This window comes from Amycolatopsis sp. NPDC058340 (assembly GCF_042723975.1).
Classification (GTDB): Bacteria; Actinomycetota; Actinomycetes; order Mycobacteriales; family Pseudonocardiaceae; genus Amycolatopsis.
The window spans coordinates 1-13,534 of sequence record NZ_JBHXIB010000035.1 but is presented as its reverse complement, the minus strand read 5'-3'; the positions used below and the strand labels follow the sequence as shown (position 1 = coordinate 13,534).

General features: G+C 68.2%; 11 protein-coding genes. 9 read left to right on the top strand and 2 right to left on the bottom strand.

Features of this window, described 5'->3' with window-relative positions; genetic code table 11:
- Positions 1–382 precede the first annotated feature (382 nt).
- Complete coding sequence (locus tag ACFWIW_RS29595) at positions 383–1,624, top strand: MFS transporter (protein WP_378371493.1); 1,242 nt, start codon at positions 383–385, stop codon at positions 1,622–1,624.
- 17 nt (positions 1,625–1,641) lie between these two features.
- Here ACFWIW_RS29595 and ACFWIW_RS29590 read toward each other — a convergent pair whose 3' ends face one another.
- Together ACFWIW_RS29590 and ACFWIW_RS29585 are read right to left on the bottom strand one after the other, a co-directional pair.
- Positions 1,642–2,334, bottom strand: coding sequence for a VOC family protein (locus ACFWIW_RS29590; RefSeq protein ID WP_378371492.1), 693 nt, complete (start codon positions 2,332–2,334; stop codon positions 1,642–1,644).
- A gap of 94 nt (positions 2,335–2,428) precedes the next feature.
- Entirely contained in the window at positions 2,429–4,498 is a 2,070-nt protein-coding gene (locus ACFWIW_RS29585) for a phosphocholine-specific phospholipase C (RefSeq protein ID WP_378371491.1), read from the bottom strand.
- A 118-nt stretch (positions 4,499–4,616) separates the two neighbouring features.
- Here ACFWIW_RS29585 and ACFWIW_RS29580 point away from each other — a divergent pair, with 118 nt between their 5' ends.
- The 8 genes from ACFWIW_RS29580 to ACFWIW_RS29545 all read left to right on the top strand — a co-directional run bounded on the left by ACFWIW_RS29580 (position 4,617) and on the right by ACFWIW_RS29545 (position 13,374).
- On the top strand, positions 4,617–5,114 hold the full coding sequence (locus ACFWIW_RS29580) for a hypothetical protein (protein WP_378371490.1): 498 nt from the start codon (positions 4,617–4,619) through the stop codon (positions 5,112–5,114).
- A 129-nt stretch (positions 5,115–5,243) separates the two neighbouring features.
- Positions 5,244–5,642: a DUF948 domain-containing protein gene (locus tag ACFWIW_RS29575; RefSeq protein WP_007031187.1), complete on the top strand. Its 399-nt coding sequence runs from the start codon at positions 5,244–5,246 to the stop codon at positions 5,640–5,642.
- Entirely contained in the window at positions 5,639–5,947 is a 309-nt protein-coding gene (locus tag ACFWIW_RS29570; RefSeq protein WP_016333063.1) for a hypothetical protein, read from the top strand. The genes ACFWIW_RS29575 and ACFWIW_RS29570 overlap by 4 nt, the downstream gene beginning before the upstream one ends.
- Before the next feature lie 100 nt (positions 5,948–6,047).
- Positions 6,048–8,711, top strand: coding sequence for an alanine--tRNA ligase (alaS, locus tag ACFWIW_RS29565; protein WP_378371489.1), 2,664 nt, complete (start codon positions 6,048–6,050; stop codon positions 8,709–8,711).
- On the top strand, positions 8,704–9,207 hold the full coding sequence (gene ruvX / locus ACFWIW_RS29560) for a Holliday junction resolvase RuvX (protein ID WP_378371488.1): 504 nt from the start codon (positions 8,704–8,706) through the stop codon (positions 9,205–9,207). The genes alaS and ruvX overlap by 8 nt, the downstream gene beginning before the upstream one ends.
- A 335-nt stretch (positions 9,208–9,542) precedes the next feature.
- The gene (gene mltG, locus ACFWIW_RS29555; RefSeq protein WP_378371487.1) at positions 9,543–10,988 is read left to right on the top strand and encodes an endolytic transglycosylase MltG; all 1,446 of its coding nucleotides are present in this window, start codon (positions 9,543–9,545) and stop codon (positions 10,986–10,988) included.
- 13 nt (positions 10,989–11,001) lie between these two features.
- Positions 11,002–11,832 carry a shikimate dehydrogenase gene (locus ACFWIW_RS29550; protein WP_378371553.1) on the top strand — a complete coding sequence of 277 codons (831 nt, stop codon included), beginning with the start codon at positions 11,002–11,004 and terminating at the stop codon, positions 11,830–11,832.
- 282 nt (positions 11,833–12,114) lie between these two features.
- Positions 12,115–13,374: a GrpB family protein gene (locus ACFWIW_RS29545; RefSeq protein ID WP_378371486.1), complete on the top strand. Its 1,260-nt coding sequence runs from the start codon at positions 12,115–12,117 to the stop codon at positions 13,372–13,374.
- Positions 13,375–13,534 lie beyond the last annotated feature (160 nt).

Here is a 13,534-nt window from a genome sequence, read left to right as displayed (position 1 = left end):
CATACCGCCGGCCACATCCCGTGAGTGCTATGACCCCGTGCCCTTCGACGCGGGTGTGCGCGACCAAACCTTGCGCGGTAACCATGGTGTCGACGCAGGAAGTCCTTGTAACTGAGAGCTTGGCTTCTCCGGCGGCACCCTGTGTGTGTCCGAAATTCCGGTCTGTATCCAATTGCTCGAAGATGGGAAGATTTGGCGACCCATTTACTGTGGTCAGGTTGTCCGTTTTACCCTCGTCTAGGTTTGTTGTCTTGCTTGCCGGTGCGGCCGAATTGGTGATTCGGTCGGCAAGGTCGTCCCCACGGCCATGATCATGGTACTCATCTCGCTGGACCCGAGTTCAAGGCTGGTTCCCGAATGGTGGCATCGAGGAGGGGTGGCGATGGCAAACACCTCGGGCGCTGATCCAGTGTTCCGAAGTCAGATCGATGTGCCGCTGAGCCCACGCCCATTTCGGTGGTTCTTCGTCGGCAGGGTCGTGTCTGTGCTCGGAAGTTCCATGACGCCGGTAGCGCTTGCCTTCGCTGTGCTGGAAACAACATCCAGTCCGGAGTATCTCGGCTTCGTCCTGGCCGCCGCGATGGTGCCCGAGGTCGTGTTCGTCATCGTCGGTGGCAGCGTGGCCGACCGTTGGCGACGTGACGTATTACTTCGGATCACCAACGTCGGGGCAGGACTTTCCCAGGCTTGTGTTGCGTTCTGCGTGCTTACCAAACAGGATCCGCTGTTCCTTGTATTCCTGGCATTGGTCAACGGCACGTTGCAGGCCTTCATCAGTCCGGCGATGCGAGGCATCGTTCCACAGCTTGTCGACAGCGCCAACATTCAGAAGGCGAATTCGATGCTCAGCGCCTCCCGGAACGCGGCCCGAATCCTGGGCCCTTCCGTGGCCGGTGTTCTCGTCGCGGCCGTGGGCGGCGGGTGGGCGATCGCGCTGGACGCCGCATCTTTTTTCATCGCCGCGACGTGCCTGACCCGCGTTGTCCTGCCAACGAAAGCGAAGTCGACCTCTGTCAACCTGCTGCGAGACCTCCGCGAAGGATGGTCCTACTTCAGTTCGACGCCGTGGATCTGGTCGATCACCCTCGCTTTTATGTTTCTGAACGCGATTCAGATGGGCGTCTGGCAGGTACTCGGCCCCTCTATGGCCTCGACGACGATCGGCGCGACAGGCTGGGGTCTGGTCACCAGTGTGAAGGCGGCAGGGCTGGTGGTCGCCAGTTTGGCGATGATCAAGATCGCGGTTCGGCGGCCACTCCTGACAGGCATGATCACGATGTCGGCGACGGCGGTCCCGCTCGTACTGCTCGGCGCCGGCTCGAACCTCGTCCCGCTGGCTATCGCGACCTTCGTCTCCGGGTTGGGTTCCGCGTTGTTCGGCATCGCCTGGGACACAGTGCGCCAACGGAACATCCCGAACACCATGATCTCGAGAGTGACGTCATACGACGATTTCGGCTCTTATGTGGCTATACCAGCCGGGCAACTGGCTGTAGTGCCCATCGCGTCGGCAGCCGGCATGCCACAGGTCGCGATACTCGGAGGGGTCACCTACTTCGTAGTCGCGCTTCTGCCGCTGGCTCTGCACTCGGTCCGAAATCTCGCGGCGTCCGACGCCACCTGATGCCAGAGGGTGTGGTTTCAGCAGGAGGCATCCTGCGTGTCGTCGGTACTGCGGAGCACTACGACAGAAAACTCGTTCCCGTCGGGATCCGCCATCCCCACCTCTCCGTCCCGGCCGGTGCCGAGCCGGGTCGCGCCGAGCGAGACCAGCCGCTCGACTTCGGAGAACGGGCCGGTCACAACGAAACGCAGCCGGTTCGGTCCGGTCTTCGGCGTGAACGGCGGACCGCCCCAGGTGATCTTGGGGCCGCCGTGCGGCGACCGGATCGCGGTCTCCTGGTCTTGGTCCCACACCAGGGGCCAGCCGAGCGCCTTGCTCCAGAAGTAGCCGACTTCCTGCGAACCGTCGCTCGCGATGGCGCCGACGAAACCGCATTCGGCGAGGAAGTCGTTGCCCGGCTCGATGACGCAGAACTCGTTGCCCTCGGGGTCGGCGAGCACCACGTGCTTCTCTTCGGGAAGCTGGCCGATGTCGATATGCCGTCCGCCGAGTTCGAGTGCCTTCGCGACCGTGCGGCGCTGGTCCTCCGGAGACTCGCTCGTCAGGTCGAAATGCATCTGGTTCTGGCGGGTCTTCGGTTCGTCGCTCCGTACGAACCACAGCCGGAAGCCGATGTCGTCGATTTCCCGGCCGAGCAGTCCGGACCAGAACCGTTCGAGGGCGTGCGGATCGTGCGCGGCGATACGGAGCGCGTGCAGGGTGGCGGTCATAAGCGACGCTAGAAACGACAGCGACCGGCCCGCAACCGATTAAGGCTCGTGAGTGGTAAGGACGGTTCTAACCGTCCTTACCACTCACGAGGTTTTAGCGAGTCCGACCGTTCTCCACCCGCGCGGTCAGCGTCCGCAGGAACGACGGATCCCCGTCCGCGGTGACCTTCACGTCGTACCAGCCGCCCGAAACCGGCCAGTCCACCGTGACCGAACGTCCCGCCCCGACCCGCACGACCCGCGTGAAGCGCGAAGACGACAGCCGCAGCGTCAGCGCCGAAGTGCCCGAGTTGGACAGCTTGAACTCGACACCCGAGCGCCACGTCAGGAACCGCGTCCGGACATCGACACCCGCGGCGGCCCCGCGACGGTTCCCGCGCAGTTCCCACCACGACCGGTTCGGCCCCTGGACGACGACGCGGTATTCGTCACCGGGAAGCCGCACGAGCTCCGGCGCCTCGCCGCGGACGTCGCGGTGCGCGGGCTCGGCGAACTCGCCCTTGTACGGGTACAGCGCGAAATGCGCCGAAGACGAGCCGCTGTTCGCCAGCGACAGCGCCAGATTCCCCGACTTGTCCACCGCTCCGGACACCGAAACCTGGTACGGCAGCGGACGCGACGGCCGGTCGCCGGGCTCGGCGACGGGCAGGCTCTGCTCCGCCGGGGCGGACGGCCGCCAGCGGCTGATCGGCGCGGGCACCGGGCCGGGCCGGTTCACCCGCGGCTGGCGCCCGGCGCGCGAGAAGTCGAAGGCGCCGGTGAGGTCGCCCGCGACGGTCCGCCGCCACTTGCTGATGTTCGGCTCGGCGATCCCGGTCCAGCGTTCGAGGAACCGCAGGACCGAGGTGTGGTCGTACACGGTGGAGTCGACGTGGCCGCCGATCGACCACGGCGAGACGACCGTCATCGGCACGCGCGGGCCGAAGCCGAGCGGCTGTCCGTTGAAGTGGTCCGCGTCGTTGGCCGCGTTCCCGGGCGGTATCGGCGGCGGGACGTGGTCGAAGTAGCCGTCGTTCTCGTCGAAGTTGATCAGCAGCACCGTCTTCGACCACGTCTCACGGTCGGACGCGAGTGCGTCGAGCACGCGGTAGATCAGGTTCGCGCTGCCGACCGGAGTGGACGCGCCGGGATGCTCGGAGTCCTTCGCGGACGGCACCAGCCAGCTCACCGCGGGCAGGCGCCGCGCCTGGATGTCCGCCTTCAGCCGGGTCACCAGCGTCTCCGGCTCGCTGCGGTACATGGCCTTCCGGAACAGGTTCCGCTCGGCGGGCGTCAGTTTCGCGACCCCGGCGTCGAACTGCGCGAGCAGCTTGGCGCGCTCTTCGGGGGTCTTCTTGGGCAGGGTGTCGTAGAACTCCTCGGTGGTGCGGAACCTCTCCTCGACCGAGGCGAGGATCTTCGTGCCGACCTTCTTGAACGGCACGAAGTACTCGACCGCGTTGTCGGTGAAGTTGTCCCACTCCTGGTAGATCTGCCACGGCACCCCGGCGGCCTCCAGGCGCTCCGGGTACGTCGTCCAGTCGTAGCCCTTGTGGTCGTAGGAGTACGCCGCGTTCGTGACCGCCCGGTTCGTCGTGCTGCCCGGCTCGAACCCGGTGGTCCCGGTCCACAGGAAGTTGCGGTTCGGGTTGGTGGAGCCGAAGATCGAACAGTGGTAGGCGTCGCAGATGGTGAAGGTGTCGGCGAGTTCGTACTGGAGCGCGATGTCGCGGCGCTCGTAGTAGGTCATGGTGGCGGGTGTCTTCGCCGCGATCCAGCCGTTGTTCCAGCCACGCGCCCACGCCTTGCCGCTGCCGTTCCAGCTGTGGTCGAGGTCGCCGAGATACTGGATGTCGTCCGCGTTCCGGCCGGCGAGTTCGGCCGCCTCGCGCACCGAGAACGGCAGTACCGTGCCGCCGGCGGGATTCGGCTGCTCGAACACCGATCTCCCCGACGGCAGCTCGAGCGGACGCGGGTCGGAGAAGCCCCGGACCCCGCGAAGGCTGCCGTAGTAGTGATCGAACGACCGGTTCTCCTGCATCAGCACGATCACGTGCTCGATCGCGTCGAGCCCGCCCCGCCGCATGGGTTCGGCCATGGCGGCGTGCACGGACGGCGGGAGAAGCGTGGTGGCGGCCGCGGCGCCGGTGGCGCCCAGCAACGTGCGGCGAGACAGTTCAGGCATGCCGGAACCTTGTCCCAGTAATATGAACGTGACAAGAACCGAACAGGTCGACTCGGAGTCGGAAACCGGATGGCCGTGGTTCTCGAGCATCACGACGAAACGACGGCGGGGAGGCCTCGTGAGACAGATGTTCGCAGACCCCAGTGGCCGTCGCCGCGTCTTCGTCCGCCGGGTCGCGATCAGTGCCGGCGCCGCGGCCTGTTACGGAGTCCTCCTTCTCGTCGCGTTCTCCGGCGTGCCGGAGCTGCCCACCGCGCTGCGCCCCTGGCCGCTGCCCGCGCCGCAGGCGACGCCCCGGCCGCCGGTGACGGCACCGTCCACCGCGGCGCCGCCCACGCCGCCGCCTGCCGGGCCTCGAACGGCTTCGCCGCCGGAAACGCCGGAATCAGGGGGAGCACCCGAGCCGGTTCGCGAGACTCCGGGAACGAGCGCCGGGCCGCCTCCGGCCGGGACCACGGCTTCGCCCACCCCGCCCGCCAAGCCCGACCCAGCCGGCGCGCCCGACACGCGGGCCCCCTCCACCTCCCCGCAGCCGGACAACGACCGCCGCAACGGCCGCACGCCCGAAGACCCGCCCAAGCACGCGAGGACCACCGCGCCCAAGAGCGGGCGCTGACCTCCGGTTCCCGCCCGCCGGTCGTGAGGTCGCTGCGCTGAGTGACCGTCCGGCGGGGTGACGCCGCTGGACGGCCGCCTGCGCGGTAACCTCACGGGCACCAAGACCGCAGACCCTTGAGGAGGGCCCGTGTCGGCAGGGCAGATCGCCGCGCTGATCGCCGCAGGAGCATTCGTCGTACTCGTCGTGCTGCTGGCGATCGTGCTGTTCAAGCTCGGCCGGACCCTGGACGAGGCCACGATCGCCATCCGCAAGGCGCACGAGAACACCGACCCGCTGCTGATCGGCGCGAACGAGACGATCACGCACGTCAACACGCAGCTGGAGCGGGTCGACGGCATCACCGCCAACGCGCAGGCCGTCTCCGGCAACGTGTCCGCGCTGTCGTCGGTGTTCACCGCGACGCTCGGCGGTCCGCTGGTGAAGACGGCCGCGCTGTCCTACGGCCTCAGCAAGGCCATCAAGGCCCGCCGGAAGAAGGCGGAAGCGAAAGCCTCCCGCCCGGCGAAGAAGCGGGGCCGCAAATGAAGCGCCTGTTCTGGCTCGGTGTCGGCGTGGTCGCCGGTGTCGCCCTGTCACGCAAAGCGACGGAAACCGCTCGCCAGGCCACGCCGGCGGGGTTAGCCTCGAACCTGGGCGACGCCGTGCGGGAACTCGCGGGCGCCGTCGGTTCGTTCGGCGCGGAGGTCCGCGCCGGGATGAGCGAACGGGAACAGGAGTTGCACGACATGGTGTCCGAACGGACCGGCTTGAGCACGGCCCCCGTGACCGAGGGCAGGCACGCGGCGTCGTCGCGGCGCCCGGTCCGGCGAGCTCGCCGGGCGGAGGGCTGATCGGGTCGCGTCCGCGACCGGAAGATCCCCAGCCCTTCGCCGTTCCCGCCTGTCCGCATTCCCAGCGCCTTCGCGCGAGCCCGTATACAAGGACGATCCCGTGGAAACACACGAAATCACCCAGCGTTTTCTGAGCCATTTCGAGAACAAGGGACATACGCGCGTCCCCAGCGCGCCGCTGATCCTCGACGACCCGAACCTGCTGTTCGTCAACGCAGGCATGGTCCAGTTCAAGCCGTACTTCCTCGGCGAGGCCCCGCCGCCGTACCCGCGCGCGACCAGCGTCCAGAAATGCGTCCGCACGCCGGACATCGACGAGGTCGGCAAGACCACCCGCCACAACACCTTCTTCCAGATGGCCGGGAACTTCTCCTTCGGCGACTACTTCAAGGAAGGCGCCATCGAGGCGGCCTGGGAGCTGATCACCAAGCCCCAGAGCGAAGGCGGCTACGGCCTCGACCCGGCGCGCATCTGGGCGACCGTCTACGAAGACGACTCCGAGGCCGCGGGACTGTGGAAGAAGCTCACCGGCCTGCCCGGCGAGCGCATCCAGTCCCGTGACGGCAAGGACAACTACTGGGACATGGGCGTACCCGGTCCCGGTGGCCCGTGCTCGGAGATCTACTACGACCGCGGCCCCGACTACGGCCGCGAGGGCGGCCCGGTCGCCGACGAGGACCGCTACATCGAGATCTGGAACCTCGTCTTCATGCAGGACGTGCGGGGTGACAAGAGCCCGAAGCACGGCCACAAGCCGATCGGTGAGCTGCCGAAGAAGAACATCGACACCGGTATGGGTGTCGAGCGGGTCGCGACGATCCTCCAGGGCGTCGAGAACGTCTACGAGACCGACCTCGTCCGCCCGGTGATCGGCCGCGCCGAGGAGTTCTCCGGCCGCCGTTACGGCTCCGACCACACCGACGACGTCCGCTTCCGCGTCATCGCCGACCACGCCCGCACCGGCGTGCTGCTCATCGGCGACGGCGTCACCCCGGGCAACGACGGCCGCGGCTACGTGCTGCGCCGCCTGCTGCGCCGCATCATCCGCTCCGCGCGCCTGCTCGGCGTGCACGAGCCGGTGCTGCCCGCCTTCGCCGCGGTCGTCCGCGACACGATGGGCCCGACGTACCCCGAGCTCGTCTCCGGGTTCGACCGCATCGAGGACGTCGTGCGCGTCGAGGAGGAGGCCTTCCTCTCCACGCTCACCAGCGGTTCGCGCATCTTCGACCTCGCGGCCGAGGAGACCAAGCGGTCCGGCGGTTCGCTGCTGGCCGGGGACAAGGCGTTCCAGCTGCACGACACCTACGGCTTCCCGATCGACCTGACCTTGGAGATGGCGTCCGAGCAGGGCCTCACCGTCGACGAAGAGGGCTTCCGCACGCTCATGAACGAGCAGCGGCAGCGCGCGAAGGCGGACGCCGCGACGCGCAAGACCGGTCACGGCGACCTGTCGGAGTACCGCAAGGTGCTGGAGCGGAACGGCGAGACCGAGTTCCTCGGCTACACCGACCTGCAGGCCGAGGCGAAGGTCGTCGCGCTGCTCGAAGACGGCGTGCCGGTCTCCAGTGTCGGCGCGGGCAAGAAGGCGGAGCTGGTCCTGGACCGCACGCCGTTCTACGCCGAGAGCGGTGGCCAGGTCGCCGACACCGGCGTGCTGCTCGGCGACGGCGTCGAACTCAAGGTCCACGACGTGCAGAAGATCGTGCCGGGCCTGTTCGTGCACCGCGTCGAGGTGCTCGAGGGCGAGGTCGGCATCGGGAGCTCGCTGACCGGCTCGGTCGACCAGCACCGCCGCCTGTCGATCGAGCGGTCGCACTCCGCGACGCACCTCGTCCACGCCGCCGTGCGCGGCGCGTACGGCAAGCGTGCGGCGCAGGCCGGTTCGCTGAACTCGCCGGGCCGCATGCGTTTCGACTTCACCACCTCCGGTGGCGTGTCGGCCGACGTGCTGACCGAGGTCGAGGAGGAGGTCAACGACTACCTCCAGACCAACGTCGAGGTGAACACCTTCGTCACCACGAAGGACAAGGCCCTCGAACTGGGCGCGGTCGCGCTGTTCGGCGAGAAGTACGGCAACGACGTCCGCGTCGTCGACATGGGCGAGTACTCCCGCGAACTCTGCGGTGGCACCCACGTCGACCGCATCGGTCAGCTCGGCCTGGTGAAGCTGGTGGGCGACTCGTCCATCGGTTCCGGCGTGCACCGCGTCGAGGCGCTCGTCGGCACGGACGCGCTCAAGTACGTCCGCAAGGAGCAGCTGCTCGTCTCGCAGCTCGCGAACACCTTCAAGGTGCCCTCGGAGCAGCTGCCGTCGCGCATCGACGACGTGCTCACCCGGCTCAAGAACGCCGAGAAGGAGATCGAGCAGCTGCGCACCCGGCAGGTGCTCGGCTCGGCGGGCTCGCTCGCGGACAAGGCCGAGGACATCGGCGGGATCGCGGTCGTCGCCCAGAAGCTCGGCGAAGGCGTCGACTCGAACGGTCTGCGCGCGCTGGCTTCGGACATCCGCGGCAGGCTCGGCGACCGGCCCGGCATCGTCGCGCTGTTCGCCCCGCAAGGCGAGAAGGTCGCCTTCGTCGTCGCCACCACGAAGGCGGCGCAGGAGAAGGGCGTCGCGGCGGGCAAGCTCGTCCCGTCGTTCGCCGAGGCGATCGGTGGCCGTGGCGGCGGCAAGCCGGACATGGCACAGGGCGGGGGCACCAACCCGGCCGGGGCCGACCAGGCCATCGCCTCACTGCGCGCGGCGGTCGCCCAAGTTGGCTGACGACGCCCCCCAGCGGCGCCCGGATCGGCCAGGGGAGTCCGATCCGGGGCGCGGCAGGCGGCTCGGGGTGGATGTCGGATCCGTCCGGGTCGGGATCGCGCTCAGCGATCCCGACCCCATCCTCGCGAGCCCGCTCGTTACCCTCACTCGCGACGCGGCGGGCGACAAGGACGTCGACCGGCTCGTCGAAATCGTCACGGAACACGACGTGGTCGAAGTCGTCGTCGGCTTGCCGAGGACGCTCAAGGACCGTCACGGCCCGGCGGCCGAAGCGGCACTCGACTACGCCGGAAAGCTCGCCGCCAGGATCGCGCCGGTGCCGGTGCGACTGGCCGACGAGCGGTTGACCACGGTGACGGCATCCAGGATGCTGTCGCAGCGTGGGGTGAAGGGACGTAAGCAACGTGCCGTCGTCGATCAGGCGGCCGCGGTCGAGATCCTGCAGGCATGGATCGACGCGGTAGCGGCACATCGCGCACGGAAGGGCGATACATGACCGAGCCCCACGGCCGGCCCGAGCGCCGTCAGGGCGGTAGACGACGGTTACGGGAGCCTGAGGAGGCCAGCCCGCCACCGGCCCCGCCGCGTCGACGGCCCGAACCCCAGCCGACGGGACGACGGCACATCCGCGAGGAACCGCCCGTGCGGCGCCCGGCGGAAGAACCGCCGCGTGCCCGCCGGTCGCCGGAAGAACCGCCGCCGCGAGCCCGGCGTGCCGCCGAGGAACCGCCGCGTCCGGTTCCCCCGAGGCGGGCCCCGGAACCCGCGGTCCCGCCACCGCCCCCCGCGCCGCAGCGGCGGTCCCCCCAGCCGGGTGACCGGGGTCTTGGCATGCCCGCCTACGCGCAGGACGAGGCACCCCGTCCCGGCCGCCGCAGGCGCCGCGAGGACGACGGCCCGCTCCCGGACGAGCGGCCGACCGACATCCTCCCCGCGATCCAGGAGGCGCCGATGGCACGGCGTCCGGGCGCGGCTCCTTCTTCGCCGCCTCAGGGAAGCGAAGAGGAATACAACGAGATCTTCGGCGACGACGCGTACGACGACTATGACGAGTACGACGACTACGAGGATTACGAGGACTACGACGACGAGGACCGTGCCGAGCCGGAGCGCATCGAGGACGAGCGCCCGGAACGTCAGGGGCCGCCGCCCAAGAAGCGCGGGAAGAAGCGCGCGCTGGGCTGGATCGCCGCGCTGACGGTGCTCGTCCTGCTCGCCGGTGGTGCCTACTACGGCTTCACCGAGATCTTCGGCTACGACGACTACGAGGGCACCGGCGAGGGCGACGTCCTCGTCCAGGTGGAGAAGGGCGACTCGACGTCGGCGATCGGCAACCGGCTGCAGGCGGCCGGGGTGGTCGCCAGCGGCAAGGCGTTCGTGAAGGCGGGCGAGGACAACGCCGCCGTCTCGCGGCTCCAGCAGGGCTACTACGTCATGAAGACGAAGATGTCCGGGGCCAGCGCGGTCGAGAAGATGCTCGCTCCCACGACGAAGGTCGGCCAGGTCGAGATCCGGCCGTACACCCAGTTCCACGACATCACCCAGCCCGACGGCAAGGTGACGCCCGGGGTGTACACGTTGCTGTCCAAGGCTTCCTGCGCCGACCTGAACGGCAAGAGCACCTGTGTCCCGGTCGAGGAACTGCGCAAGACGATCGAGACCGCGGATCTGGCGAAGCTGGGTGTCCCGCCGTGGGCCGTCGAGCCCGCGACGAAGGCCGAGCACAAGGACCGCCGCCTCGAAGGGCTGATCGCCCCGGGTATCTACAACGTCAAACCCGGCTGGACGGCCGAGGAACTGCTCACCTACGTCGTCAAGACGTCGGCGGACCGGATCCTCAACGCCGGGCTGAGCGAGCAGTCGAAGGGCGAGGGCAAGTCGCCCTACGAGACGCTCGTCATCGCGTCGATCATCGAACGCGAGGCCGTGAAGGCCGACTTCGGGAAGATCTCGCGGGTCATCTACAACCGGCTCGACAAGAAGATGCGGCTCGAGATGGACTCGACGGTCAACTACGTCCTCGACCGGCCGACCCTGCTCACCAAACCCGAAGAACGCGAAAAAGCGGGCGCCTACAACACCTACAAGCTGGTCGGCCTGACCCCGACGCCGATCGCGGTCGTGAGCCCGGAGGCGATCCAGGCCGCGCTGAAGCCGGCGGCGGGGGAGTGGCTGTTCTTCGTGAAATGCGAGAAGAACGGGCTGTCCTGTTTCGCGGTGAATTTCGACGAGCACAAGAAGAACCGAGACGACGCGGTGAGGCGCGGTGTCATCTGAGCGCAAGGCCGCGATCCTCGGGAAACCGGTCGAACACTCGCTCTCGCCCGTCCTGCACGGCGCCGCCTTCCGCGCGCTGGGGCTGGACGGCTGGACCTACGAGCGGGTCGAGATGGACGGTCCCGGGCTGCCCGCGTTCGTCGACGGTCTCGGTCCGGAGTGGACCGGGCTTTCGGTGACCATGCCGGGGAAACGGGCCGCGCTGGAGTACGCCGGTGAGGTCACGCCGCGCGCGGCCGCCGTCGGCGCGGCGAACACGTTGGTACGCCGGGAAACCGGCTGGCTCGCCGACTGCACGGACGTCGACGGCGTCACCGAGGCGCTGCGGATCGCGGGGGAGTATTCGCCCGGTGCCGACGACGCCGCCGTCGTCCTCGGCGCGGGCGGGACCGCGGCCGCTGCCGTCGTCGGGCTGGCGTCGCTCGGCGTGCGGACGGTCCGGCTCGTCGTGCGGGATCCGGCGCGGGCGACGGAAACGGTCGACGCGGCTCAGCGGGCCGGGCTCGACGTCGATGTCCTGCGCTGGACCGAAGCCGACTTCGGGAAACTCGCGGCCGATTCGGCGGTGCTGGTGAACACCGTGCCCCCGGACGCCGTCCGGCCGCATCTGGCGGAGCTGTCCGGGATCGGATGCGTCCTCGACGTCATCTACCACCCTTGGCCGACCGCGCTCGCCGAAGCCGTCGCCGAACGGGGCGGCCGGCTCGCGACCGGGCTGGACATGTTGCTGCATCAGGCTTTCGGGCAGTCCGAGTACTTCACCGGGCAGCCCGCGCCGCGGGCGGAGATGCGGGACGCGCTACGTGAGGCGACCGGCGGGATCCTTTCTTTGCCGATCTCCTGACCGGGCGAGGTCGCACGGCTCGGCGGGGCAGGTCTCGGCAAAGTCGAGATGACGCAGGCCTGGTTCCGACGACCGAATCTCCTCTTTGCGCACGTATGTACGGTTGTTGCGGGGGTCGTGAGTGGCAATGAGGGTTAGAACGACCAATAACACTCACGACCCACTCGTCAACTGCTCCTGGCCTCATGACGGGACCCGGAACCTTCTTCGGTGAAAGCGCCTGACAAGAGCGCCCGGATTCGATAATCTGGCCGACTGCCTTGAGGAAGGAACAAGGGGTCGATGCCTAAACCCGATCAAGCCGCCTACAGCGAAGAAGACATCAACGACATTTGGGTCGACGAGGCTCCGGTACTGAATTCCACCGTCACCCTGGCCGAATACGATCCGGAGTGGCCCGGGCTGTTCGACCGGGAAGCCAAGCGCATCAGGGGGATCCTGGGGGAGCGCGCGCTGGTCCTGGAGCACGTCGGCTCCACGTCGGTGCCGGGACTGTGCGCGAAACCGATCATCGACATCATGCTGATCGTCGCCGATTCGGCCGACGAGGACGCCTACGTGCCGCAGCTGGAGGCCGAGGGCTACAAACTCGTCATCCGCGAACCGGACTGGGAGAAGCACCGCTGCTTCAAAGGCCCGGACACGAACATCAACCTGCACGTCTACTCGCCGGACAACGGCCAGGCCGAGCGCTACCGCCTCTTCCGCGACCGTCTCATCGCGCACGACGACGAGCGGAATCTCTACGAGGCCAAGAAACGCGAACTGGCGTCGCGCACCTGGAAGTACATCCAGCACTACGCCGACGCCAAGACCAAGGTGATCGACGAGATCATCGAACGGGCGCGCGCGGCACAGTACGACGGCTTCGCGCGGCTCTACGCGGCGCACGCCGAAACCAGCAGCACCAACGCCCACTACGACCGTCCCGCCGTCGTGGAGCTGGCCGGGGACGTGGCGGGCAAACGGGTGCTGGACGTCGGCAGCGCGGCGGGACACCTGAGCGCCCTGCTCGCCGAGAAGGGCGCGGACGTTCTCGGCGTCGACGCCAGCGAGGGCATGGTCGCCGTCGCGAGGGAGAAGTTCGGGCACGTCGCCCGCTTCGAGACGGCGGACGTTTCGCGGCCGATGCCCTTTCTGGAGGACGCTTCGATCGACGTCGTCACGGCGTCGCTGGTGCTGCATTACCTGAAGGACTGGGGGCCGGCGCTGGCGGAGTTCCGGCGGGTGCTCAAGCCGGGCGGGATCCTGGTGTTCTCGGTGCACCATCCCGGTGAGGACTGGCGCTGGTTCGACAAGCGGAACTACTTCGAGCTCGAACTGCTGGAGGACGAGTTCCCGGCGGGGCAGAAGGTCCGCTTCTACCGGCGGCCGCTGAGCTGGACTTTCGACGCGGTGCGGGACGCCGGTTTCGCGGTCGACCGGCTGGTCGAACCGATGCCGGACGAATCGATCGCCGACGCGGACCCGAAGTGGTACGCGAAACTGCGGACCGAGCCGCGGTTCCTGTACTTCCGGAGCGTCCGCGAATCCCGCGTTTAGTCCTCTGAATGCGGCTCGCCCGGGAAGCCGGAGGCGTCGCGAAAGCCACTTTCGGGACATCGGATGTCGCGAAAGAAGCTTCTATGTCAAGTCTGCTTTGAGTGCTTGGTAGATGGTGTTGGTGAGGTGTCGTTTGAGTGCTCGGAGTGCGGCTTTGGTG

Coding starts and splice junctions, on each gene's coding strand:
- ACFWIW_RS29595 (WP_378371493.1), top strand. CDS start 383: ATGGCAAACACCTCGGGCGCTGATCCAGTGTTCCGAAGTCAGATCGAT.
- ACFWIW_RS29590 (WP_378371492.1), bottom strand. CDS start 2,334: ATGACCGCCACCCTGCACGCGCTCCGTATCGCCGCGCACGATCCGCAC.
- ACFWIW_RS29585 (WP_378371491.1), bottom strand. CDS start 4,498: ATGCCTGAACTGTCTCGCCGCACGTTGCTGGGCGCCACCGGCGCCGCG.
- ACFWIW_RS29570 (WP_016333063.1), top strand. CDS start 5,639: ATGAAGCGCCTGTTCTGGCTCGGTGTCGGCGTGGTCGCCGGTGTCGCC.
- mltG (WP_378371487.1), top strand. CDS start 9,543: ATGCCCGCCTACGCGCAGGACGAGGCACCCCGTCCCGGCCGCCGCAGG.
- ACFWIW_RS29545 (WP_378371486.1), top strand. CDS start 12,115: ATGCCTAAACCCGATCAAGCCGCCTACAGCGAAGAAGACATCAACGAC.